The sequence below is a fragment of the Arthrobacter sp. Hor0625 genome (assembly GCF_052567525.1).
Genome location: NZ_CP199586.1, coordinates 2,189,252 through 2,209,123 on the forward strand (window position 1 = coordinate 2,189,252; position 19,872 = coordinate 2,209,123).

Here is a 19,872-nt window from a genome sequence, read left to right on the forward strand (position 1 = left end):
CCCGGCAGGTGCAGGGTTCAGCCGCCGCAGACAATGGTGGTGCGGACTGTCGCCAGGCTGGGCGACGGCGGGACGCTGCTGAATCCAAAGCTGACAGCGGGCGTGATGGGCACGAGGCCGCCCTGGTCCGCGCCGTTCCAGGTGACCCGGGCGGAGGTGATCCGGTGAAGGTCGGTGACGCCGTAGGATTCCTGCCGGCCGTTCCCGGCGGTGCCATGGGTCCGGGTGCCGGGGCTGAGGCGGGCTGCCAACGGGTTGATGGCCCGCAGCCAGGCCGGATGCACAGCCAGGCGGCGGGGGACCGCCCGGAGGCCGAGCCCCAGCACGGTCCTGGAGCCGACGGTCGCCGCGATCACCAGCGGCCCGGCCGCAACGGCCAGCCTGCCGTCGTGCACTCCGGCGGCCACGTCCACGATCCGCACCTCGTCGAAGCTGTACGTGGCGGCGACGAACTGGCCCACGTCGGCGGCGGGGGCCAGGAGCAGCCGGTGCCCGGTGCCAGTCTGGACCATGACGTCCGCGAAGGCCCCAAAGGGGGAGGCGCGCCAGATTCCGACGACGGCGCGCAGCCCCGAGGCGGCCCCGAGTCCGGCGATCTGCCCGTCAAAGATCCAGCGCTCAGCCATGCAGCCACTGTAGCCAACGCCCCACCGGACATGCCCGTCCGCCAGGCCGGCTCCATTTCCCCACCGGACATGCCCATCCGTCGGCCCGACAATCGGGCATGGCACGTTCTGCCCGGTCCTGGGCACAAAGAATGGACATGTCCGTCGGAGAGCGCCGGACATGCCCACCCGCTGGCCGCAGCCGGGGCCGCGGCCAGCGAGTGACGGCTAGGACGTCGTGACCGAGGTGTCGTCCACGAAGAAGTAGGTCTGCAGCGACGAGTCCTCGACCCCGAGGAACCGCAGCGTCACGGTCTTGCCCTTGAACGCGGACAGGTCGAGGGTTTTGAGCACGTAACCGGGCGACTTGTTCAGGTTCGAGTAGGTCGCCAGCGTGGTGGTGACCCCGGCGCTGACGGCCTGGACCTTCAAGGTGTCATAGGCCGTCGAGGTCGTGGTCTCGTCGGTCAGCGTCTTGAGGTAGAAGGACAGCGTGGACCCGGCCGCGGCGGAGGGGATGCTGAACGTCTGGTCCAGCCGGTACGACGTCGACTGACCCCAGCCGTTCAGCCCCGCAAAGCCGCTGCCCGTGCGGGCGTTGGTGCCGGTTTCGAAGGTGTCGGTGTGATCGGAGGTCCAGGACGCGGCGCCGCTCTCGAAGCCGGGGTTCAGCAGCAGGTTGCCCGACGGCGGCGGGGTGGTGCCGCCCAGCAGCCCCATGGTGGCGGTTGCGTCGGACAGCCCGGCCCCGCAGCCCTTGGTGCAGCCGCCGGGCATGGCCCGGGTGCCCTGCTTGAGGGTGGACTCGACCTGCGCCGGGGACAGGCCGGGGGACTTGGCCTTCATCAGGGCCACGAGGCCGGCCACATGCGGGGTCGCCATGGAGGTGCCCTGGTAGTTGGCGTAGCCCGCGCCGGCCGGCGTGGTGGTGCCGGTGTTGAGTGTGGAGAGGATGCCGCCGCCGCTGACGCTCGTGTCGCCGCCCGGAGCGGTCAGGTCCACGGTCGCGCCGTAGTTGGAGTAGTACGAGAGCGTGCCACTGGGGTTGCTGGCGGCGACGGTGACCACCGAGCTGCAGTTGGCCGGGCGGAAGCCCGAGGCGTCCTGGTTGCTGTTGCCGGCAGCGACCACCACGGTGGTACCGCGGGAGACGGCGGAGTCAATGGCGGCCTGGTAGGTGGTGCCGCAGGCGCCGGAGCCGCCCAGGCTCATGTTGATGACCCTGGCGGGGTTGGCGTTGGCCGGGATCCCGGAGACGGCGCCGCCGGAGGCCCAGATGATGGCGTCCGCGATGTCGGAGAGCGATCCGCCGCACTTGGCCAGGACCCGGACCGGCAGCACCTTGGCGTTGGGGGCCACGCCGGCCACGCCGGTGGCGTTGCCGGTCACGGCGGCGATGGTGCCGGAGACGTGGGTGCCGTGCCAGGACGAGTTGCCGGCGGCGGTCTGCCCGCATTCGCCGGCGGCGTACCAGTCGCCCTGGTCCTGGGCGTTGGCGTCACGGCCGTTGCCGTCCCGCGCTGCCGTGGCGTCGGAGACGAAGTCGTAGCCCGGCAGCATGTTGGCGTCCAGGTCGGGGTGGGCCGTGATGCCGGTGTCGATCACCGCGACGGTGGACCCGGAACCGGTCGAGACGTCCCACGCGCCGGGGATCCGCATGCCGTTGGCGGCGGTGAAGTCCCACTGCTCGCCGTAACGGGTGTCGTTCGGGCTGAGGACCGCGGTCATCCGCGCGTCCGGTTCGACGGCGTCGACCGCGCCGGAGGCAACAATGCCCGCCATGAAGTCCCGTGCCGCCTGGTCGGAGAGGGCCTTGTCCGAGGCAATCAGGGTTCCTCCGGTAGCGAGGGCGCGCAGCTCGCGGACGCTTACCCCCTGCTGCTTGGCGGCCTTGCCCCAGGCGTTCGCGCGTCCGCCGGGAGTGGCGTTGCCGGGGGTCTTCTTATAGCTGACGATGAACTGCGTGTACGCCTCGCCGGCGTTGACGTCCGGAGCCGGAGCGGTCTCCGAAACGACGCGCCCCGCGGCGGGCGCCGCGAGCACCGGGGAGACGGCCAGGGTCATGGTGCCGACGACGGCCGCCAGCGAGAGGGCCAGGACGCGCGAGGTCCTGAGTGATGCACTTCCCATGGGTTCTGCTTTCTGTAACCGGGCGCTGCGGAGCGCCTGGAACGGTGGAGGCCGGCGGGGTCCCCGGCCGGCCGACAGCAAACGTAAGCGTATTTTCAAAATTTGTAAACTATTGACAAAACTTGTCAAGTGAAGGTTTGCTCTCGCTTGACTAGGGGCTGATGTCGGGCCGGAGTCACGGTCAAGTAAAGTTGGGGGCGTGACTTACGAGATTGAGATTGGCCGTGGCAAACGTGGGCGTCGTGCCTACTCCCTGGACGACATTGCGATCGTCCCCAACCGGCGTACGCGCGATCCCAAGGACGTCTCCGTCTCCTGGCAGATCGATGCCTACAAGTTCGACATGCCGGTGATCGCCGCGCCGATGGACTCGGCGATGTCGCCCGAGACCGTCATCGCGCTGGGCCGGCTGGGCGGACTCGGCGTCCTTGACCTCGAAGGCCTGTGGACCCGCTACGAGGACCCGCAGCCGGTCCTCGACCAGATCGCGGCCCTGGAGGACGAAACCAACAGCCCCGCCGTCACCCGGCGCATGCAGGAGCTCTACCAGGCGCCGATCCAGCCGGAACTGATCACTTCCCGGCTGGCTGAGATCCGCGCCGCCGGTGTCACCGTGGCCGGCTCCCTGACCCCGCAGCGCACCCAGGAGCACTACAAGACCGTGCTGGCCGCCGGCGTCGACATCTTTGTCATCCGCGGCACCACCGTCTCCGCCGAGCACGTCTCCAAGGACCACGAACCGCTGAACCTCAAGCAGTTCATCTACGAACTCGATGTCCCCGTGATCGTCGGCGGCGCGGCCGGCTACACCCCGGCCCTGCACCTGATGCGCACCGGCGCGGCCGGCGTGCTGGTCGGCTTCGGCGGCGGCGCCACCACCACCACCCGCCGGGCTCTCGGTATCCACTCGCCGATGGCCTCCGCCATCTCCGACGTCGCGGCCGCCCGCCGCGACTACATGGACGAATCCGGCGGGCGGTACGTGCACGTGATCGCCGACGGCGGCATGGGCAGCTCCGGCGACATCGTCAAGGCCATCGCCATGGGCGCCGACGCCGTCATGCTGGGCAGCGCCCTGGCCCGCGCCGAGGAAGCGCCCGGCAAGGGCTGGCACTGGGGCCAGGAGGCCCACCACTTGGAGCTGCCCCGCGGCGACCGGGTCAACGTCGGTACCGTCGGCCCGCTCGAGGAGGTCCTCTTCGGCCCCGGCCACCACACCAACGGCACCGCCAACCTGGTCGGTGCGCTGCGCCGTTCGATGGCGACCACCGGCTATTCGGACCTGAAGGAATTCCAACGCGTCGACGTCGTCGTCTCGCCGTACGCCGGGAACTGACGCTTCAGGGCCCCGGCGCCGGGGCCCTGCCCAACCGGAGAACTTGGAAGTAGTGTGGTGCACTACGAGGTTTGATCCGGATGGAGGCGTGAGATGAACAGTTTTCCCGGTGGGGCTCCCATGGCCGGCGGCGCGCTCGGGCCCGCGGAGCGCGAGGCGTCGCTGGCGGCCCTGAAAGCCAGCACCGAGCCCGGCAAGGAACTCGACATCCTGATCGTCGGCGGCGGCATCGTCGGCGCGGGCGCGGCCCTGGACGCCGTCACGCGCGGCCTGAGGGTGGGCATCGTCGAGGCCAACGACTGGGCGGCAGGGACGTCGTCGCGGTCCTCGAAGCTGATCCACGGCGGCCTGCGCTACCTGGAGATGCTGGACTTCGCCCTCGTAAAGGAAGCGCTGCACGAGCGCGGCCTGATCCTCTCCGTCCTCGCCCCGCACCTGGCCCGTCCCGTGCCGTTCCTCTACCCGTTGACCAAGCGCTTCGTGGAACGGCCCTACGTCGGCTCTGGCATCATCCTCTACGACGCCATGTCCATCACCGGCGGCCACAGCCGCGGCGTCCCGTTCCACAAGCACCTGAGCCGACGCGGCACCCTGCGCGCGGCGCCCAGCCTCAAGGACGACGCCTTCGTCGGATCCATCCGCTACTACGACGGACAGGTCGACGACGCCAAGTACGTCGCCAACCTCGTGCGGACCGCCGCCTACTACGGCGCCCACGCGGTGAACCAGATGGCCGTCGTGGATTTCCTCCGCGAGGGCGAGCGGGTCGTCGGCGCCAAGGTGGTCGACCATGAGGACGGCTCCAGCTTCAATATCCGCGCCAAGCAGGTCATCAATGCCACCGGGGTCTGGACCGACGAAACCCAGGCCATGGTCACCGACCGCGGCCAGCTCAAGGTGCGTGCTTCCAAGGGCATCCACCTGGTGGTGCCCCGGGACCGCTTCCAGTCCACCGTCGGGCTGATCCTGCGGACCGAAAAATCCGTTCTCTTCGTCATCCCCTGGGGGCGGCACTGGATCATCGGCACCACCGACACCGACTGGCACCTGGACAAGGCGCACCCGGCGGCCTCCAGCAAGGACATCGACTACATCCTCGAACACGTCAACAAGGTCCTCAGGCGCCCGCTCACGCGCGAGGACGTCGAGGGCGTCTACGCCGGCCTGCGTCCGCTGCTGGCAGGGGAGAACGACTCGACGGCCAAGCTCTCCCGCGAACACGTCGTTGCCCACCCCGTGCCGGGCCTCGTCGTCGTGGCCGGCGGCAAGTGGACCACCTACCGGGTAATGGCCAAGGACGCCGTGGATGAGGCGACACGGAGCATGGACGAGCGCGTCCCGCCGTCGTGCACCGAATCTATCCCTCTGCTGGGCGCCAGCGGCTTCAAGGCCGCCTGGAACAAGCGCAACCGCATGGCCGAGGAAACCGGCGTGCACGTGGCACGGATCGAACACCTGCTCAACCGCTACGGGTCGATGGCGCCGGAAGTCCTGGCCCTGATCGCGGATAACCCGGAGCTGGCCGAGCCGCTGCCCGGCGCGGACGACTACCTGGCCGCGGAGGCTGTCTACGCGGCCAAGTACGAAGGGGCCCGCCATGTCCAGGACGTGCTGACCCGCCGGACCCGGATCTCGATCGAGGCGTGGGACCGCGGTGTGTCCGCGGCGCCGGTCGTGGCTAAACTGATCGGTGACGTTCTCGGCTGGAGCGATGCCCAGCGCGAGAGCGAAATCAAGCACTACCTGGCCCGGGTCGACGCCGAACGGCTGAGCCAGGAGCAGCCGGACGACGAGTCCGCGGACGCCGCACGCCTGGGCGCCGAAGACATCGTTCCGCTGCGCTGACCGGGGTACCGCAGGACGCGGCCCGGGCCGGCGTGCGCCGACGCCTCACCGAAGGGACACCTCTTGGCGGAACCACTGGACAGGTACGATGCCGACCTCACCACGCCGCAGATGGTGATCCTGGAACTGGAGGCCGAGGACAAGTTCGACGCCGCCGCCCAGCTCGCGCAGCGGATGTACGACGCCGGCCGGATCTCCGACCTGGAGGGGTTCCTCGGCCACGTCAATGCCCGGGAACACCAGCTGGCGACCGGGCTGCCCGGCGGCATCGGCCTGCCCCACGCGCGCAGCGAATTCGTCGCGCGCACCTCGATCGCCGTGGGCATCACGAAGTACGGCAAGGCTCTGGACTTCGGCGCCGCCGACGGGCCCGCCACCGTGGTGCTGCTCATCGGAACGCCCGCCAGTTCCTTCTCCGAGCACCTTGAGGTGCTCGCCACGCTGGCCCGGTCGCTGTCCAAGGAATCGTTCCGGGAGTCGCTGCGCCGCGCCTACGACCCCGAGGTGATCTCCGAACTAATTAACTCCAGCCTGGTTTTCTTCGACCACTAGGGACACACCCCGCCGTGCCGGCGAACGGCGTCCTCTCCGGGCCCCCGGGGCCCGTTTCGCAGTTCTACACGCGGACGAAGTACGGTTAAGGGGTGCTGAAAACCGCCCTCAAACCCCGCTGGATCGCAGGCCTCGTGTTTGCGCTCGTGATCTCCGCGGTCTTTGTGCTGCTCAGCCAGTGGCAGTTCGGCCGGTCCACCCGTGCGGAGGCTCCGGTCTCCGCCGGGACGGAGAACCCCCGACCGCTGACCGACGTGCTGGAACCGGGGCAGTTCTTCCCGGGATCGGTCGCGGACCAGGTGGTCACCGCCACCGGCAGCTACGACCCGCAGAAGCAGGTGCTGATCCCCGGCCGGATCAAGGACGGCGCCAAGGGATTCTGGATCGTCTCCGCCTTCGCGGTAAAAGGCGCGCCCGCGCTCGCCGGCGCCGGAGCATCACCCCAGACGTGGATCCCGGTGGCGCGGGGCTGGGTCGCCGACCCCGCGGACGCCGCGGCACCGCCGTCGGGCACCATTGAACTCACCGGCCGGCTGATTCCCTCCGAAGCTCCGCTGCCCAATACCGACGCCGGTCCCGGGCGGGCCAGCGCCGTCTCCGTCGCCGAACTGATCAACCTGTGGGACGTCAGCAGCTACCCCGGGTTCGTTGCCGCCAGCGCCGAACGCGCCGGAGGTGCCGACGTGGCCGCCTCCGGCCCGGTCAAAGCCCTGGACATCGGCCCGCAGCCGCCGGCCCAGACCGTGAACTGGCTCAACCTCTTCTACGCCGCCGAGTGGGTGGTCTTCGCCGGGTTCGCGCTCTTCATCTGGTGGCGCCTGGTCAAGGACGACTACCGGCGCGGCCTCGAAGAAGCGGAAGACGAAGAAGCAGCGCGCCGCGCCGCCGGCGCAGCCCCGGCAGGTGCAGCCCCCGACGAGCATTCCCCCCAGCCCGACCCCACCAACCCGAGAGTGCAATCATGATCGAGCCCCAGCCGGCCATCCAGCCGCAGCAGCCCGCCGGACCCGGAAGCGCCCCCGGCAAGAAGCGCCGCTTCGGCGGCACCGAGGCGCAGATCCGCTCCGCGCTGAAGTTCTACAAGGTGCTCGCCTACCTCACCGGCTCCATGCTGCTGCTGCTCTGCGCGGAACTGATCGCCCGCTACGTCTTCGGCCAGTACCTGTTCGCCGGGGGCACCGACGCCGTTACCGGCCAGCCGTTCGGGTTCGGGTTCGCCGACGCCGAGCCGCCGGGGGTTATCGGCGGGGTGAACCTTTCGGTCGCCGTGCTGATCGTCCACGGCTGGATGTACGTGGTGTACCTGATGTCCAACTTCCGGCTCTGGTCGCTGATGCGCTGGCCGTTCGCCAAGCTCATCGTCCTCGCCCTCGGCGGCGTCGTTCCGTTCCTCTCGTTCTTCGTGGAGAAGAAATTCCACGCCGAGGTCGAGGCCGAACTCGCGGCCAACCCGCAGGCGCCGCAACGCTACTGAGCCGCCCGGTTCGGCAGTGCCGCCGGCTGTGAGTTCGCTAACGCGAGCCCTCTCAATGTGCGGGGGACCGGGGCCGCAAAGTAGGCTAGGACGGTGACCACTCCCACTGCATCCCAGACGTCCCACAGGCCTGTGCTGGTTGTTGACTACGGTGCCCAGTACGCGCAGCTGATTGCCCGCCGCGTCCGGGAAGCGAATGTGTATTCGGAAGTCGTTCCGCATACCTACAGCACCGAGCAGCTGCTGGCCAAGAACCCCGCCGCGATCATCCTCTCCGGCGGCCCCGCCAGTGTCTATGCCGAAGGCGCCCCCAGCGTCGGGGCCGACCTGTTCGAAGCCGGTGTCCCTGTCTTCGGCATCTGCTACGGCTTCCAGGCCATGGCCAACGCCCTGGGCGGCAAGGTGGCCCGGACTGGCCTGCGCGAATACGGCGCCACGGAAACCACCACCATCGGCGAAGGCCGTTCGATTCTCGAGGGCATGCCGCAGCACCAGAGCACCTGGATGAGCCACGGCGACTCCGTGCACGAGGCGCCGGAAGGCTTTGAAGTGCTCGCCACGACGGCGGGTGCCGACGTCGCCGCGTTCGCCAACGAGGAAAAGTGCCTTTACGGCGTGCAGTGGCACCCGGAGGTCAAGCACTCGGCCTACGGCCAGCAGGTCCTGGAGAACTTCCTCTTCAAGGGTGCCAAGCTGGAACCGAACTGGACCACCGGCAACATCCTTGAGGAACAGGTCGCCCGGATCCGTGAACAGGTCGGCGACTCCCGGGTCATCTGCGGCCTCTCCGGCGGCGTCGACTCCGCCGTGGCCGCGGCGCTGGTCCAGCGCGCCGTCGGCGACCAGCTGACCTGCGTCTTCGTGGACCACGGCCTGCTGCGCGAAGGCGAAGCCGAACAGGTCGAACGCGACTTCGTGGCCGCGACCGGCGTCAAACTCTACGTGGCCAATGAGCAGGAACGCTTCCAGGCTGCCCTGGCCGGGGTCAGCGACCCGGAAACCAAGCGCAAAATCATCGGCCGCGAATTCATCCGGGCGTTCGAGGAAGCCGAACGGGCGATCATCGCCGAGGCGGCGGCCCACGGCGAGAAGATCAAGTTCCTGGTCCAGGGCACCCTCTACCCCGACGTCGTCGAATCCGGCGGCGGCGAGGGCGCCGCGAACATCAAGAGCCACCACAACGTCGGCGGCCTGCCCGAAGACCTGCAGTTCGAACTCGTCGAACCGCTGCGCGCGCTGTTCAAGGACGAGGTCCGCGCCGTCGGCGCCCAGCTGGGCCTGCCGCAGGAAATCGTCGGCCGCCAGCCCTTCCCGGGCCCTGGCCTGGGCATCCGGATCGTCGGAGAGGTCACGAAGGAACGGCTCGACCTGCTCCGCAAGGCCGACGCCATCGCGCGCGCTGAACTGACCGCGGCGGGGCTCGACAACGAAGTCTGGCAGATGCCGGTCGTGCTGCTGGCCGATGTCCGCAGCGTCGGCGTCCAGGGCGACGGCCGCACCTACGGCCACCCGATCGTCCTGCGCCCGGTGTCCTCCGAGGATGCCATGACGGCGGACTGGTCGCGGCTGCCGTACGACCTGCTGGCCCGGATCTCCAACCGGATCACCAACGAAGTCGACGGCGTGAACCGCGTGGTGCTGGACGTTACCAGCAAGCCGCCGGGAACCATCGAGTGGGAATAGCGTCCTAAATGGCCGGTCTCTTCGGAGGCCGGCCATTTTCGTGCGCGCGACTCTGCGCGCTACTCTGTGCGCCCGTCTGGTCCACGCGGTAATTTGCGCCACGAATTTGGCCCGTGCCAGTGTTGCGGCCCGCCACCGGCCACGGATTCGGGCTACCCTCGAAAGCATGCCGGTATGGTCCAGGGCGTCCCGCGCGAACTCAGAAAACGTGAGCACCGAAAAGAACGTGAGCACAGAAAAGAAGGCAGCAGTGTCAGTTGGTCAAGGCCACCCCGAGGGCTCCGAGGAGTTCAGGAAATGGCTGTCGGGCCTCAAGCCCGTCACCGGTGCAGACACGATGCTGCGCTTCACAAAGACGCCCGAGGGCTCCATTGACCTGACCCACGCGCACCCTTCCGGCCTGGCCCAGCTGATGGCCGGCCGACGCACGCGCCTGTCCACCCTGATCCGCGACCGCCAGCAGTACGTCGTGGCCGCACGGGCCTCGCGGAACCTCCGCTCGAAGATCTTCGAGCTCGCCAACGACCGCGGAATCGACGCCGGTTACTTCTCGGCCGGCACCGTCGTCTGGACGTCCGCCGTCGGCGGCAAACCGCAGCGCGTGTCCGCGCCGGTGATGCTGGCCGCCGTCTCGCTCACGGTCCGCCCCGGGGAGGACGATTACGAACTGCAGCTGACCGAGCAGGCCCGGATCAACCCGGCCCTCGTCCGGCACCTGAAGAACGTCCACGGCATCGTCTTCGACGTCAACGCCGTCACCCGGATGGCCTACAGCACCGCCCGGTACGATCCCCAGCCGGTGCTCGAACGCCTCGGCACCCTGGTCCAGCCGATCCACGGCGCGGAAATCGAACACAACCTGCTGGTCTCCACCTTCGCCGACCTCTCGGGCAACCTGGACGACCCCTGGATCAACCCGGACAACCCGCTCGTTGCTGCACTGCAGCGGGCCTCCGCCGGCGCGCCGGTCGAGGTGCCCGCGCTTGAGCCTGGCCGGTTCCCCAGTACCGACGAACGGAACCCCGCGGACGAGCTCCTGCTGCTCGACGCCGACTCCGACCAGCAGTACGTTGTCGACGCGGTCCGCGCCGGCGACTCGCTCGTGGTCAGCAGCCCGCCGGGCACCGGCCAGACCCAGACGGCGATCAACACCATCGGGGCCCTGGTGGACGACGGCAAGAGCGTGCTGGTCGTCGGGGACCGGCGCGCCAGCCTGGCCGAGGTGACAGCCCAGCTGGAATCCCTGGGCCTGGACTCGGCCCTGGTCCAGCTGGCGGGCAACTCCACCCCGCTGCAGCTCAAGGGCCAGCTGGTCCGCGCGATCGTCCGCAACGAGAAGTCCCTCGAGCCCCAGCTGAAGAACCTGCACACCACGCTCACTCAGCACCGGCACGCCCTCATGGACCACGTCGCCTCCCTGCACAACGTCCGCCAGCGCTGGGGTTGCTCGCCGTACGAGGCAATGCAGTCGCTCGCCGCGCTCACCGCCATCCACCCGGCGCCCGCCACCACAGTGCGGCTCAAGCGCAGCGTGCTGGACAGCATCCGGGACCGTGAGGAACTGGCCGGCCGGCTCCGCCGGGCGGCAGAACTGGGCAGCTTCAGCCGCGCGTCGACCCTCAGCCCCTGGCACGGCGCCCGGCTCCTGACCCGCAAGGAGACCCAGGAAGCGCAGCAGGTCGCCCGCTCGGTGGCCGAGAAGCTGCCGCAGCTTCGCGAACGCATGAACAGCGTGGCTGAACACGCCGAGATCCGCCTGGGCGACACCTTCGCCGAATGGGGCGAGCAGATCGACCTGCTGGTCGCGGTCCGCGAGAGCCTGGACAAGTTCACACCGGACATTTTCGACCGTCCGGTCCACGACCTGATTTCCGCCACCGCACCGTCCTCGTGGCGCCGCGAGCGGAACATCGAAATGGCCTCGATGCAGCGCTCCCGGCTGCGCCGCGTCGCCAAGGAATACGTCCGGCCGGGCGTCCACATCGCGGACCTGCACAGCTCGCTGGTGCTGGTCCAGGACCAGCGCGCCGCGTGGGCCGGCTACGCCACCACGCAGCGGCACCCCGCAGTGCCCTCCGGGCTGGCCGAGATCACGGCGCTCTACCGGGAACTGGAAGCGGAACTGGACGAGCTGGGGCAGGCGCTCCGGCACACGGCCGACGGCGGGGACCTCCGGAGCGCCCCGTACGGGACGCTGCTGGCACGCCTCGAGCGGCTGGTCGCCGACACCGGGACGCTGGAAACGCTGCCCGAGCGGACGCTGCTGGTGGAGAACATGCGCGAGCACGGCCTCGGCGAACTGCTCGACGACCTTGCCGACCGCGAGGTGCCTGCAGGGTCGGTGGCTGCCGAACTCGATCTGGCCTGGTGGCAGTCAGCCCTCGAAGCCATGATCAGCGGGGACGACTACCTGGCCATGTCCGACGGCGACGCCCTCCGCCAGCTGGAAGCGGAATACCGCCTCGCGGATAACGCCCACATTGCCAGCGGCGCCGCCCGGCTGCGTTGGAAGCTGGCAGAACGCTGGCGCGCCGCTCTGACCGGGCACCCGCGCCAGGCCGAGCTCCTGCGCAGCCTGCTCAAGGACGGACGGGTGACGCCGCCGGCGCTGACCGCCCAGGCGCCCGACCTCGTTCCGATGCTCGTGCCGGTCTGGTCCGTCAGCCCCTACCTTCTGACTAGCCTGCTGCCGGCGGAGCAGCGCTTCGACGCCGTCGTGATCCTGGACGCCGAGGCCACCTCCCTGCAGGCCGTGCTGCCCGCCGTCGCACGGTCCCGGCAGGTCATCGCCTTCGGCGACGACAAGATTGCCAGCCCGCGCGGTTTCACCGTGGGAGTCGAACGGCTTGCCGCGGGCGAAACCTCGCACCAGCCGGTGGAGAGCGCGTTTGAGGCCCTGTCCGCCGTCCTGCCGGTCTGGAAGCTGCGGACCGTCTACCGCGCCGTCGATGAGGACCTCGTCCGGCAGCTGAGCAAGGCCTTCTACGACGGCGGCCTCCGCCGGCTGCCCGAAGGCCAGTCAGCCACCGGCCTCGACCGCACCCTGGAGGTCGAGTACCTCCCGGACGGAACGGGCCTGCCCAGCGCGGACCACGACGGCGTGGAGTCCGTTGTGGCCGAAGTGAACCGCGTCGTGGAACTGGTCTTCGAGCACGCGAGGCTCCGGCCGCGCACCTCGCTGGCCGTCGTCACCGGAAGCCTGCGGCACGCCGCCCGGATCGGCGAGGCCATCCGGCGGCAGTTGCCCGAGCACCCGCTGTTGGGCAGCTTCTTCACCGCCGGGCAGGAGTCGTTCCGGGTCGTGGATCTCGACCGGGCCCAGGGCCTGGTCCGCGACCACGTCATCTTCTCTCCCGGGTACGGCCGTACCCCGCACGGCCGGGCCCTGCACAGCCTGGGTCCGCTGTCGGCCCCCGGCGGCCGCGCAAAGTTTGCCCTCGCCATGACACGTGCGCGGCGTTCCCTGCACGTGCTCAGCTGCTTCCGCCCGGAGGACCTGGACGTGACCCGCCTCAGCCACGGCGCGGTCGACTTCTACGAGCTCCTGGACCGCGAAATCGCGGGCAACTCCGACCTGGGGAGCCCGGCGTCCCGCGCCGCGGCCAGCGAACAGGCCCTGGGCGCCGACCCGCTCGTGGCCGACCTGGGGGACCGGCTCCGTGCCCGCGGGGCCCGGGTCTGGCACCAGTACGACGGTGTCCTGGACATGGTGGCCGCGGCGGACCCGATGCGCACCATCGGCCAGGACGACGCCGAGATCCCGAGCCCTGTCGCGATCGAATCCGACGGCACCGAGCGGTACCGCCGGATGTCCGTCCGGGAACGCAGCCGCCTGCGGCCGCAGTTGCTCGAACGCATGGGCTGGCGGTACATGCCACTATGGACAATAGAGGTCTTCACCGACCCGTCTGCCTGCGCGGACCGGATCGGCGGCTATCTCGGACTGGAAAAGCCGGTGGCGCTGAACCGTATGGACGCGTCGCCGGGCTTCTCCGATGACATTGAAACCCATAGCGTCGACGACGGGCGGGAGGCGTTCGTCTCCGCCGGCGCCGACCGGGGCTGACCGCGGACGGCTGCCGCGGCCAGGGAACAGTGCCACGCAGCAAGGAGGCCGGCGGCATGAGCGCACACGCCAGCAAGGATGAAGCCAGCAGCACCACCGGGACCGGCGCAGGCGACGCCGGCACCGCCGAAGCCGGAACTGCCGAGGCCGAAACTTCCGCAGCCGAAGGCGGGCAGGTGTCCGGCGCCGGGGCCGCGGACGGTGGGCCCGCGGAGGCCCGTCGAGCTGCCGAACCAGCCGGCCAGGCCCGGCGGAGCCCCTCGGTGCGCCGCGCGGCAGCCGGGGAAGTGCTTCCCACCAAGGCCGCCGAAGACGATCCACGGCGCTGGGGTGACCAGCCCGGGTCCTACGACCACGACGCGTGGCTGAGGGAGCAGCGCCCGCCGCACTGGGGCTAGCGCCGCCCCGGCCGCGCCGGCGTCCCGGGCCGCTGACCTTAGTCCGGCCGCGCGCCGACGAGGACGAAGAACAGTTTTCCCTGGGTCGAGGCCCCGGCAAGCTTCCGGGCCTGGGCCGGGTCCGCGGCGACCACCATCAGCCCGTCGGCGTCCCCGGCGTCGAGCCATGTCCCGGACTTGCCGCCCTGTGCCGAAGTCCAGAGCACGGGAACCGCGGCGGCAAGCACCTCGCCGGCTCCCGCCCTTTCATAGTCACCGCCGCTGGTCATCACGACGTTGACCAGCTGGCCGGGGGAGACGAGCTGGACCGAGGCAGGGTCGGCCATCCGGAGCGGCACGGCGGCCGAACCGGGTGCGCTCCCGGCCAGCAGGCCCGGGCCGACGAGTTGCGCGTCGGCGAGGAGTTGGCCCTTGCGCATGGCCACCGCGAGCTGCTTGCCCTCCAGCGTCTCGCGCGCCAGGGCCCCGTGCGGCAGCGCCTCCGGGGAGACACTGACAGCCATGAGGTCGGCCGGAACCAGCACCCGGCCCGCCGGGAGGTCCCGGGCGGCGGCCCATGCCGGCACAGTTGCGGCCGGGACGGGAGTCAGCTGCTGAACGGCGGTAGCCGCCGCCAGGGACAGGAAAAGGGCCACAGCCAGCCTGCGGTACCGGGCCAGCCAGCGACGAATCCGCCGCCGCGGCGGAAGGCCTCCGGGCGGGCGCCGCGGCGTGCGGCCCGCACGCGGCAGGGAACCGCGCGGGACCTGGCGGGCCAGGCGGCCGCCGGGCCGGGCACCCGTTTCCAGGGACATGCCGCGACGGGCCGGGCTAAACTGCACGGCCGCCAACCGTCCGGCACCGGTCTGCAGCACGCCGGACCGAGGGGGGAAAAAGGGAGGGCCGGAGCAGGAAGCGGACATGCCGCCACGCTACGTCCTTGCTGTCCGCCGGGGTCAGGCCCGGCCGGTGTTATGTGGACAACCGCCCGGACACCCCGCGGGGTCGACAGCTAAGCGGGGTGGCTAGCTGGCAGCGGCCGGCGCCGCGGCGGAGCCGGAAGAAGCGGGCGCGGACGCTGCCGGTGCGGCGGCAGGGGCAACGCTGCTGCCCTTGGTGTCGCGCGAGTCCGTCCGGTAGAAGCCGGAGCCCTTGAAGACGACGCCGACGCTGTTGAACTTCTTGCGCAGGGTTCCCTGGCACTCCGGGCAGGTCGTGAGGGAGCTGTCCGTGAACGACTGCACGGTCTCGAAGGCGTGGCTGCAGTCCTTGCAGGCGTATGCATACGTGGGCACTGGGGTTCCTCCTCTAGGACAAACGATCAGGTCCCGTGCTGCCAAGGTGCGGGGTTCCCGTCGCCGGGAGCCGCATTAGCAGTCGCAGGGCCTGAGTGCCAATTCTAGCATCCGGGGAAGGCGCCTAGGAAAGCTCCGTCACCCCGGCTGGCGTCACAGCGCTGGCGACTTTTTGGTCGAAGGACTCCGCCGGAATGCTGCCGGCGGGGAGTACTTCGGCGTCGTAGACCACGGCCGCCGTCGGAAGCGGGCCGCGCCCACCGGGACGGTCCGGAAACAGCGCCGCCAGTGAGGCCAGGAAGACGTCGTAGTAACCGCCACCCTGGCCGATGCGATTGCCGGAGCGGTCGACGGCGGTGGCGGGCAGGAAGATCCCCGTGGCCGTACGCATCACGGCCGTCTCCAAGCGTTCCCCGGCCGGTTCCTGGATGGGCGCGTAACGGCTGCGGACAAACTCCGTCGCGGGAGTCCAGTACACCCAAGACAAAGCCAGGCGCGGCTCGCACACCGGCAACAGCACCCGGTGGCCGTTCTCATGGAGCGCGGTGAGCAGCGGCGCCGTCGGCGGTTCGGAGCCTACGCCGAGGTAGGCGGCGAAGGTGCGTGGGCCGTCCGCGGCCAGGGCCGACGCCCACTCGACCCCGTGCCGGGCGATGGCCGCGCCGGCGTCGTCGAGCTCCTGCGGGGACAGTGCCGCACGACGCAACCGGTGGCGGGAACGGATCTCTTCCTTGGAGCTCATGCGCTGGCATCCTTTCGACCGGGGGCGCAGCAGACGGTCTGCCGCGGCCGCCATGCCGGCGGGGGCAATTACCTGATGATTTGCCCCCTCGGTTAGATTAGTCCAGTGATTACACCCAACGCCTCCGTTCGTAAGGCCGTCATCCCCGCAGCGGGCCTCGGCACCCGTTTCCTTCCCGCCACCAAGGCGATGCCCAAGGAGATGCTGCCCGTCGTCGACAAGCCCGCCATCCAGTACGTCGTCGAAGAAGCCGTCAACGTGGGCCTCAACGACGTCCTGATGATCACCGGACGCAACAAGCGGGCCCTCGAGGACCACTTCGACCGCGTGCCCACCCTGGAGGCGACGCTGGAGGCCAAGGGCGACACCGCCAAGCTCGAATCGATCCAGGCCGCGAGCAACCTCGGCGACATCCACTACGTCCGCCAAGGCGACCCGATGGGGCTGGGCCACGCCGTGCTGCGCGCCAAGCAGCACGTGGGCCACGAGCCGTTCGCCGTCCTGCTGGGCGATGACCTGATTGACGCCCGCGACGAGCTGCTCAGCACCATGATCGAGGTGCAGGCCAAGACCGGCGGCTCGGTGGTGGCACTGATCGAGGTTGAGCCGTCGCAGATCAGCGCCTACGGCTGCGCCGACGTCGAAGCCGTCGAAGGTGAGGACTACGTCCGGATCAAGCAGCTGGTGGAGAAGCCCGACGCCGACGAGGCCCCGTCCAACCTGGCCATCATCGGCCGCTACGTTCTGCACCCGGCCGTCTTTGACGTGCTTGAGCGGACCGAGCCCGGCCGCGGCGGCGAAATCCAGCTCACCGACGCGCTGCAGGAACTTTCCGCCGGCGAGGGCGAGGGCTACGGCGTCTACGGCGTCGTCTTCCGCGGCCGCCGGTACGACACGGGCGACAAGCTGAGCTACCTCAAGGCCTGCGTCCAGCTTGCCTGCGACAGCGAGGACCTCGGCCCCGGCCTGCGTGAATGGCTGCCCGGCTTCGCTTCCGGCCTGACGCACTAGTCCCATGGCGGGCGGCTTCACCTGGCCGGTGACACTGGAGTGCGGCGACCTGGTGCTGCGGCCCATCCGGTACCGGGACCGGCGTGAATGGAGCGAACTCCGCGCCCGCAACGAGCAGTGGCTCGCGCCCTGGGAAGCCTCCAACCCGGTGCCCGGCGGCGGCCTGCCCGACTACCGGCAAATGGTGCGCTCGCTCAAGGCGCAGGCAGCCCAGGCCACCGCGTTGCCGTTCGTCATCACCTCATGGACCCCGGGCGTCCGGGAACCGGTGATCGTAGGCCAGCTGACGGTCTCTTCGATCGTCTGGGGCTCGGCGATGATGGCCACCCTCGGGTACTGGGTTGACCAGGGGCACGCGGGGCGGGGGATCGCGCCGACCGCCGTGGCGATGGCGACCGACTACTGTTTCAAGACCCTCGGGCTGCACCGGATGGAGATCAACATCCGGCCGGAGAACCGGCCCAGCCTGCGCGTGGTGGAAAAGCTCGGGTTCCGCGACGAAGGCTACCGGCCCCGCTTCCTGCACATCAACGGCCAATGGGCGGACCACCGGACCTTCGCGCTGACCGCCGAGGAGGTCCCCGGAGGCCTCCTCGCGCGCTGGCTGGAACAGGGCCCTGCCGGGCCGCCGGAAACCCGGGTCTGACCAGCACTTTCGTCATATTTCCAGTGATTTGGCAGTTCACTCGCGACACACCGCCCCCAATGCCGCCCGCCCCGCCGTCCACCTCATACGGTTTTGACTGTGGACTTCCCTCTTAGCAGCTCAGTGATCCTTGTCATTGCTGTTGCGCTCTGGATCGTATGGGTGGCTCCCTACATGCTCCGGAACGGCCACCACCGGCTGCAGCCGGCGGGGGAGCTCATGATGGACGCCGTGGACGCAGGCAAAGCAGACCCCCAGGCCGGAATTCTGATGAAGACGGCTGCCCCGCAGGAGACCCCGATGACGAGCACGCAACGACCCGGCCACGCCGGAGGCACCATCGACGTCGACGGCGGCCCCAAGCCCGCCGCCCCTGCCTTCCGGATCAGGTACGGCCGGCTGGCGGTGTTCGTCCTGGGTGTCCTCTCACTGTTCACCGGGATCGTGTCCGGGATCCTGCGGATATTCGGGCTGGGCTCCGGCTGGTTGCCGGCGGGCACGCTGCTGGGCGCTGCTGCCGCCGTCGTGCTGCTGCGCAGGCTCGCGGTGCGCGATCGACGCCGCAAGCTCGACGCCGCGTTCCGTTCCGCCATGCAGTCCCCGGTGCGGGCCCTCTCCGAGGACCCGGCGGCCGGGCGCACGGCCGCGCCTGCCAAGGAAAGCCCGCTGTTCGACGCGGAAGCGGGCAGCGTCGCTCCCGCGCCTGCCCTCCGGCCACTGACCGCTGACGAACTGCGCCAGGCTGCCCTCGCCGAGGCCGCGGCCTCGGGCGACACCTCCGTCCAGCGCACCGGCGATCCCGCCTTGGAAGGGTCCAGCTGGGAGCCGGTGGAGGTTCCGAAACCAACCTATGTGGAAGCACCCAAGGCCGAACGCGCCGCGCCCGAGCCGCTGGATCTCCCGGAAGCCCCGAAAGCCGTGGGCAAGCCGTCGCTGAAGCAGGGCACGGTCCGGCAGCCCGAGCAGGCCGAGGCAAAGCCCCTGGGCCGCGGCCAGAGCGCCTTGAGCAACCTCGACGACGTGCTGCAGAGGCGCCGAGCCTAAACCGTTCTCACCGCCCCGGGCGGCCGCCACGGCGGCCAACCGGGGCTTTTTCGTGCATGCGGGCGGTAGCCTGACGTGCATGAGCAGAATCTGCGTTGCCGGCGGAACGGGGCAGGTGGGCCGCGAGGTGGTGCGCCAGGCCATCCTGGTAGGACAACGGGTGGCCGTCCTCAGCCGCAATCCGCCCGCCCCGGGCACGCCGGGGCACATCGCCGGCGTGGACTACTTTCGCGCCGACGTCGCCACCGGGGACGGGCTGGACGCGGCCCTGGCCGGTGCCGACGTCGTCATCGACACCCTGGAGGGACGGTCGGGGAAGGCGCTTAAGAACTTCGCCGACGGCGGAGCCCGGCTGCTGGCCGCCGCCCAGGATGCCGGAGTCAGCAGGGCCGTGCTGCTGTCAATCGTCAACTGCGACCGCAGCAGTTTCGGTTACTACCGGTCGAAGGCGGCCAAGGAACGGGCCTACCAGCAGTCCGGGCTGGAGACCGTGGTGCTGCGGGCCACACAGTTCCACTCCTTGCTCGCAGGCATCTTTGCCGCCGGCTCCAAGCTGCGGCTGATTCCCGTCTTCAAAGGGGCCCGGTTCCAGCCGATCGCGGCGGCCGAGGTCGCGTCGGCGCTGATCGACGCGGCACTGGAGGCGCCCTCCGGCGTGCGGCACGGGGTCCGGACCATCGGCGGTCCGGAGATTCTGGAAATGCGGGAACTGGCCGTCACCTGGCAGCAGGCTACGGGCTCGCGCGGCCGGGTGGTGGAGCTGCCGCTGCCCGGCGGGATGGGCAAATACCTGCGTGCCGGCGACAATCTGGTGCCCGAAGAACGACACGGCACGCAGACATTCCGGGGCTGGCTGGCAATGCGGGCGGATAGTTTGTAGCCTAGGAACGTTGACAACGCCGTTCCCTTCCAGGAACGGCGTTGCTGCGGGGCTATAGCTCAGTTGGTAGAGCGCTTCGTTCGCATCGAAGAGGTCAGGAGTTCGAATCTCCTTAGCTCCACAATCGGCAGGCCCCCTCGGTCCTCGGCAACGCCGGATCGAGGGGGCCTTTGCCATGTCCGGTCG

General features: G+C 69.8%; 17 protein-coding genes and 1 tRNA gene. 13 read left to right on the plus strand and 5 right to left on the minus strand.

All coding sequences use genetic code 11. The features are described 5' to 3' along the window. Positions 1-17: 17 nt before the first annotated feature. Together ACTWLI_RS10135 and ACTWLI_RS10140 are read right to left on the minus strand one after the other, a co-directional pair. Positions 18-626, minus strand: a complete 609-nt coding sequence (locus tag ACTWLI_RS10135; protein WP_445153744.1) for a hypothetical protein — start codon at positions 624-626, stop codon at positions 18-20. 207 nt (positions 627-833) lie between these two features. Continuing rightward, the gene (locus tag ACTWLI_RS10140) at positions 834-2,735 is read right to left on the minus strand and encodes a S8 family serine peptidase (protein WP_445153745.1); all 1,902 of its coding nucleotides are present in this window, start codon (positions 2,733-2,735) and stop codon (positions 834-836) included. Positions 2,736-2,934: 199 nt separating this feature from the next. Here ACTWLI_RS10140 and ACTWLI_RS10145 point away from each other — a divergent pair, with 199 nt between their 5' ends. From ACTWLI_RS10145 to ACTWLI_RS10180, 8 genes are all read left to right on the plus strand, one after another. After that, positions 2,935-4,071 (plus strand): GuaB3 family IMP dehydrogenase-related protein, encoded by a 1,137-nt coding sequence (locus ACTWLI_RS10145; RefSeq protein WP_445153746.1) that lies wholly within the window; start codon positions 2,935-2,937, stop codon positions 4,069-4,071. Positions 4,072-4,164: 93 nt separating this feature from the next. Further along, the gene (locus ACTWLI_RS10150) at positions 4,165-5,916 is read left to right on the plus strand and encodes a glycerol-3-phosphate dehydrogenase/oxidase (protein ID WP_445153747.1); all 1,752 of its coding nucleotides are present in this window, start codon (positions 4,165-4,167) and stop codon (positions 5,914-5,916) included. Between the two features lie 63 nt (positions 5,917-5,979). Then, positions 5,980-6,468, plus strand: a complete 489-nt coding sequence (locus ACTWLI_RS10155; RefSeq protein ID WP_445153748.1) for a PTS sugar transporter subunit IIA — start codon at positions 5,980-5,982, stop codon at positions 6,466-6,468. Positions 6,469-6,560: 92 nt separating this feature from the next. Beyond that, entirely contained in the window at positions 6,561-7,433 is an 873-nt protein-coding gene (locus ACTWLI_RS10160; protein WP_445153749.1) for an SURF1 family protein, read from the plus strand. After that, complete coding sequence (locus ACTWLI_RS10165; RefSeq protein WP_445153750.1) at positions 7,430-7,942, plus strand: DUF3817 domain-containing protein; 513 nt, start codon at positions 7,430-7,432, stop codon at positions 7,940-7,942. Before ACTWLI_RS10160 ends, ACTWLI_RS10165 begins: the two co-directional genes overlap by 4 nt. A gap of 93 nt (positions 7,943-8,035) precedes the next feature. Continuing rightward, on the plus strand, positions 8,036-9,625 hold the full coding sequence (gene guaA, locus ACTWLI_RS10170; protein WP_445153751.1) for a glutamine-hydrolyzing GMP synthase: 1,590 nt from the start codon (positions 8,036-8,038) through the stop codon (positions 9,623-9,625). A gap of 166 nt (positions 9,626-9,791) precedes the next feature. Next, the gene (locus tag ACTWLI_RS10175) at positions 9,792-13,691 is read left to right on the plus strand and encodes an AAA family ATPase (RefSeq protein ID WP_445153752.1); all 3,900 of its coding nucleotides are present in this window, start codon (positions 9,792-9,794) and stop codon (positions 13,689-13,691) included. A 56-nt stretch (positions 13,692-13,747) separates the two neighbouring features. Continuing rightward, positions 13,748-14,089 (plus strand): hypothetical protein, encoded by a 342-nt coding sequence (locus ACTWLI_RS10180; protein WP_445153753.1) that lies wholly within the window; start codon positions 13,748-13,750, stop codon positions 14,087-14,089. Positions 14,090-14,127: 38 nt separating this feature from the next. Here the strand turns inward: ACTWLI_RS10180 and ACTWLI_RS10185 are convergent, their stop codons facing one another. The 3 genes from ACTWLI_RS10185 to ACTWLI_RS10195 all read right to left on the minus strand — a co-directional run bounded on the left by ACTWLI_RS10185 (position 14,128) and on the right by ACTWLI_RS10195 (position 16,105). Then, positions 14,128-14,724: an RcpC/CpaB family pilus assembly protein gene (locus ACTWLI_RS10185; protein WP_445153754.1), complete on the minus strand. Its 597-nt coding sequence runs from the start codon at positions 14,722-14,724 to the stop codon at positions 14,128-14,130. Between the two features lie 369 nt (positions 14,725-15,093). Next, positions 15,094-15,363 (minus strand): FmdB family zinc ribbon protein, encoded by a 270-nt coding sequence (locus tag ACTWLI_RS10190; RefSeq protein WP_445153755.1) that lies wholly within the window; start codon positions 15,361-15,363, stop codon positions 15,094-15,096. Between the two features lie 124 nt (positions 15,364-15,487). Continuing rightward, positions 15,488-16,105 (minus strand): 5-formyltetrahydrofolate cyclo-ligase, encoded by a 618-nt coding sequence (locus tag ACTWLI_RS10195; RefSeq protein WP_445153756.1) that lies wholly within the window; start codon positions 16,103-16,105, stop codon positions 15,488-15,490. Positions 16,106-16,210: 105 nt separating this feature from the next. Between ACTWLI_RS10195 and galU the strand changes: the two genes are divergently transcribed. From galU to ACTWLI_RS10220, 5 genes are all read left to right on the plus strand, one after another. Then, positions 16,211-17,116, plus strand: a complete 906-nt coding sequence (galU, locus tag ACTWLI_RS10200; protein ID WP_445153757.1) for a UTP--glucose-1-phosphate uridylyltransferase GalU — start codon at positions 16,211-16,213, stop codon at positions 17,114-17,116. 4 nt (positions 17,117-17,120) lie between these two features. After that, positions 17,121-17,762, plus strand: a complete 642-nt coding sequence (locus ACTWLI_RS10205) for a GNAT family N-acetyltransferase (protein ID WP_445153758.1) — start codon at positions 17,121-17,123, stop codon at positions 17,760-17,762. Positions 17,763-17,861: 99 nt separating this feature from the next. Then, complete coding sequence (locus ACTWLI_RS10210; RefSeq protein ID WP_445153759.1) at positions 17,862-18,806, plus strand: hypothetical protein; 945 nt, start codon at positions 17,862-17,864, stop codon at positions 18,804-18,806. A 79-nt stretch (positions 18,807-18,885) separates the two neighbouring features. Then, complete coding sequence (locus ACTWLI_RS10215; RefSeq protein WP_445153760.1) at positions 18,886-19,686, plus strand: SDR family oxidoreductase; 801 nt, start codon at positions 18,886-18,888, stop codon at positions 19,684-19,686. A 48-nt stretch (positions 19,687-19,734) separates the two neighbouring features. Further along, positions 19,735-19,807: transfer RNA gene (locus ACTWLI_RS10220), tRNA-Ala, on the plus strand. Positions 19,808-19,872: the final 65 nt, after the last annotated feature.

Excerpts from the sequence above, each read along its gene's own strand:
- ACTWLI_RS10205 (WP_445153758.1), top strand. The coding sequence starts at position 17,121 with ATGGCGGGCGGCTTCACCTGGCCGGTGACACTGGAGTGCGGCGACCTG.
- ACTWLI_RS10175 (WP_445153752.1), top strand. The coding sequence starts at position 9,792 with ATGCCGGTATGGTCCAGGGCGTCCCGCGCGAACTCAGAAAACGTGAGC.
- ACTWLI_RS10215 (WP_445153760.1), top strand. The coding sequence starts at position 18,886 with ATGAGCAGAATCTGCGTTGCCGGCGGAACGGGGCAGGTGGGCCGCGAG.
- ACTWLI_RS10165 (WP_445153750.1), top strand. The coding sequence starts at position 7,430 with ATGATCGAGCCCCAGCCGGCCATCCAGCCGCAGCAGCCCGCCGGACCC.
- ACTWLI_RS10150 (WP_445153747.1), top strand. The coding sequence starts at position 4,165 with ATGAACAGTTTTCCCGGTGGGGCTCCCATGGCCGGCGGCGCGCTCGGG.
- ACTWLI_RS10140 (WP_445153745.1), bottom strand. The coding sequence starts at position 2,735 with ATGGGAAGTGCATCACTCAGGACCTCGCGCGTCCTGGCCCTCTCGCTG.
- ACTWLI_RS10195 (WP_445153756.1), bottom strand. The coding sequence starts at position 16,105 with ATGAGCTCCAAGGAAGAGATCCGTTCCCGCCACCGGTTGCGTCGTGCG.
- ACTWLI_RS10180 (WP_445153753.1), top strand. The coding sequence starts at position 13,748 with ATGAGCGCACACGCCAGCAAGGATGAAGCCAGCAGCACCACCGGGACC.
- ACTWLI_RS10135 (WP_445153744.1), bottom strand. The coding sequence starts at position 626 with ATGGCTGAGCGCTGGATCTTTGACGGGCAGATCGCCGGACTCGGGGCC.